Below are 213 nucleotides of genomic sequence, written 5' to 3'. Positions count from 1 at the left end.
GAAATCAAATGCCGTGCTGGCATCATTCTTCGCCACATTCAGTGTGCCAGTGCCGGTCAGTGCATGGTCAAACAGCGCGATATCTGCCAGATTCAAGGTGGCATCCGTGATATCCACCGTGACCGCATTGTCGACACCATTGCTGCTGGTCAGGGTCGCATCGCTGCCGCCGGTAACCTGCAAGATACCGCTGCCGGTGACCGTATTGCCAAA

At 55.9% G+C, this 213-nt stretch carries 1 protein-coding gene; it reads right to left on the bottom strand.

The features are described 5' to 3' along the window. A partial coding sequence (locus V1952_RS22830; protein ID WP_420075670.1) for a hypothetical protein occupies positions 1–213 on the bottom strand: 213 nt, incomplete at both ends.

Source organism: Yersinia sp. 2542 StPb PI, assembly GCF_048593855.1.
GTDB lineage: Bacteria > Pseudomonadota > Gammaproteobacteria > Enterobacterales > Enterobacteriaceae > Yersinia > Yersinia enterocolitica_E.
The sequence above is the reverse complement of the archived record's forward strand: the minus strand, read 5'-3'. Positions and strand labels throughout refer to the sequence as shown.